The sequence below is a fragment of the Arsenophonus sp. ENCA genome, assembly GCF_002287155.1.
Lineage (GTDB): Bacteria > Pseudomonadota > Gammaproteobacteria > Enterobacterales > Enterobacteriaceae > Arsenophonus > Arsenophonus nilaparvatae.
Window position 1 is genome coordinate 1 of the sequence record NZ_NHNG01000090.1, and the last position, 1992, is coordinate 1992.

Annotated in this window: 4 protein-coding genes; 2 read left to right on the forward strand and 2 right to left on the reverse strand. The window is 34.4% G+C overall.

Annotated features, from left to right (window positions below; all coding sequences use genetic code 11):
* Positions 1-109: 109 nt before the first annotated feature.
* Both CBG25_RS02625 and CBG25_RS02630 read right to left on the reverse strand, forming a co-directional pair.
* Complete coding sequence (locus tag CBG25_RS02625) at positions 110-337, reverse strand: CII family transcriptional regulator (protein ID WP_290604325.1); 228 nt, start codon at positions 335-337, stop codon at positions 110-112.
* 109 nt (positions 338-446) lie between these two features.
* Complete coding sequence (locus tag CBG25_RS02630; protein ID WP_290604327.1) at positions 447-629, reverse strand: Cro/CI family transcriptional regulator; 183 nt, start codon at positions 627-629, stop codon at positions 447-449.
* A gap of 77 nt (positions 630-706) precedes the next feature.
* On the opposite strand from CBG25_RS02630, the gene CBG25_RS02635 reads away from it, so the two are divergent.
* The gene (locus tag CBG25_RS02635; protein ID WP_290604329.1) at positions 707-1111 is read left to right on the forward strand and encodes a helix-turn-helix domain-containing protein; all 405 of its coding nucleotides are present in this window, start codon (positions 707-709) and stop codon (positions 1109-1111) included.
* A 703-nt stretch (positions 1112-1814) separates the two neighbouring features.
* Positions 1815-1946, forward strand: coding sequence for a hypothetical protein (locus CBG25_RS02640; protein WP_290604331.1), 132 nt, complete (start codon positions 1815-1817; stop codon positions 1944-1946).
* Positions 1947-1992 lie beyond the last annotated feature (46 nt).

The following is a 1992-nucleotide window of genomic DNA, read 5'->3' on the forward strand; positions in this document are numbered from 1 at the left end:
ACATAAACGATTATCTCGTAACAGCCGCTCTTTGTTGATCATTTCAAACCTTTATTCTCTAAGTTAAACCTCTTTTTATTCTCAATAGCGTGACAAAAAATGCAAGTCTCTATTCAGCAACTAGTTTTAAATCCTGCTTCGGTGAATCGTACCCTATGCAATCAAGCAGTCTTGCCATCTTAGGAATTATTCCATCCTCTGACTGCCATCTCGTGATTTGAGAGGGATTGACGCCAATAGCCTCAGCAATTCTTATTGCTGAATGAGCCTGAATGCCATTGCGTATTTTGGCTTCAATGTTTTTTGCATTTGATTTGCGTGTAATTGTGGTTTCCATGTCTATACTTAATTCCATAAGTTTCAGATAATAGTTATCCCTCCCGATGGGCTGGGAATTTAAAAATCTCCCAATTTCAGGGAGGCCAAGATGTTAAAGAGCGATAATTTTATTTTTTTCTATAAAACTCAGTTCTGTATTTTAATTCTCCCTTAGTTATGCGCTCCAACTTTAGCGCTGATCTTTCAGGGATAACTGTTCTCCACTGAGAAACTGCTGAATCAGAAATCATTAATTTCAATGCGATTTCTCGATGAGAACCAAAAAAATCTACGACCTCATCTTTTAGCATTCATACCTCCATTAAAGAATACTTTAATTATTAATTTAAAGGAAACTTAAGTCAAGAAGAATTAAGATAACTTAATTATGGAAATTAAATCGATCGGGCAGCGCATTAGATTGCGAAGAAAAGAGCTTGAGCTCACACAACAACAGCTTGGGAAAAAAGTTGGGGTATCTCATGTTGCAATTTCACAGTGGGAAAAAGAAGAAACTGAACCTAACGGAGATAACTTACTGTCTTTGGCTGATGCCTTGATATGTACTCCTGAATATATCATTAGAGGTACAACTAAATCCAAGCAAGATCAAAATGATAATTATAAATATAGCAGACTGACTAAAAGAGAAGAAAATCTTTTAGATATGTTCAATGCTCTTACAGAAGAAGAACAAAAAAATTATCTGAAAGATATTACTGAGACTAGGGCTAATCTTGAACGAATCTATAAAGAAATGAAAGAAAAAGAGAAAAAATCCAAAAGAGCATAGCGATAGGGGTGTAGGTAAAATATTAATTATATATAACTAAAAGTTAGATAAATTTTAATGAAACCAATCAAATTCTACCTTTTGCAAAAAGAGCAATATGGATAAATAGGTTAGCAGCATAATTTAATCAATTCTCCACCGAGGTTTTTTTATTGCCCTCTCGCTACTATCCCATTAATCCCCTATTCAACATATCATATCACATAGCCTATTGATCTCCGTAGGTTTACACTTCCTATTTGTTTTAACAATTCCCTTTTTAACCACTGAAAAATAATTCTATTAAAATCATCATATTATAAATTTATATTAAAAATTTTACCTTATAATTTAAGTTATATTTAATTAAATCTTGACTTTTTTATTAAGATAACTTAAATTTATGTTCATCAACTCACTGCAACAGGCAAACGCCAGACAATACTTCGAGTTATCTGAAACCTTGCCAGACGTTGCCAAGTAGCCAGCCTGAGGCGTACGAACATGAAGGCAAGTGACGACAGTTAAGCAGTACCGCTCTTTAASACTMTYTCGCTGAAAAAGCGNAACCATAAAACACCCAAACAGTYGSTTTTGGGGTGTGTGAAATAACCAAAATACAGCCATTAARTTRNAAACCAACACCAGGGTACTACCAATATGRCTGTARATATAATCCRGWTACCTCYGGCACACACCRCCAAAACCCATTGTAGGAGGTAATATGTGTAACTTTCATGGTTATGATAATGCTCGTAGTCGTAGACATGAGCGTAGAAGAGTTAATATCTTGAGAAGTAGCAGTAATGCGTTAATGCCAATAAAAAAATTAAGAGTTAAATGGACTTTTAGCTAATTCAGAAAGGACTTGAGTAACTACGCCAGCATTAGCAAATAAGGTA

Bases quoted from the DNA above. Each gene is read 5' to 3' on its own strand.
- CBG25_RS02625 (WP_290604325.1), bottom strand. From the start codon at position 337: ATGGAAACCACAATTACACGCAAATCAAATGCAAAAAACATTGAAGCC.
- CBG25_RS02630 (WP_290604327.1), bottom strand. From the start codon at position 629: ATGCTAAAAGATGAGGTCGTAGATTTTTTTGGTTCTCATCGAGAAATC.
- CBG25_RS02635 (WP_290604329.1), top strand. From the start codon at position 707: ATGGAAATTAAATCGATCGGGCAGCGCATTAGATTGCGAAGAAAAGAG.
- CBG25_RS02640 (WP_290604331.1), top strand. From the start codon at position 1,815: ATGTGTAACTTTCATGGTTATGATAATGCTCGTAGTCGTAGACATGAG.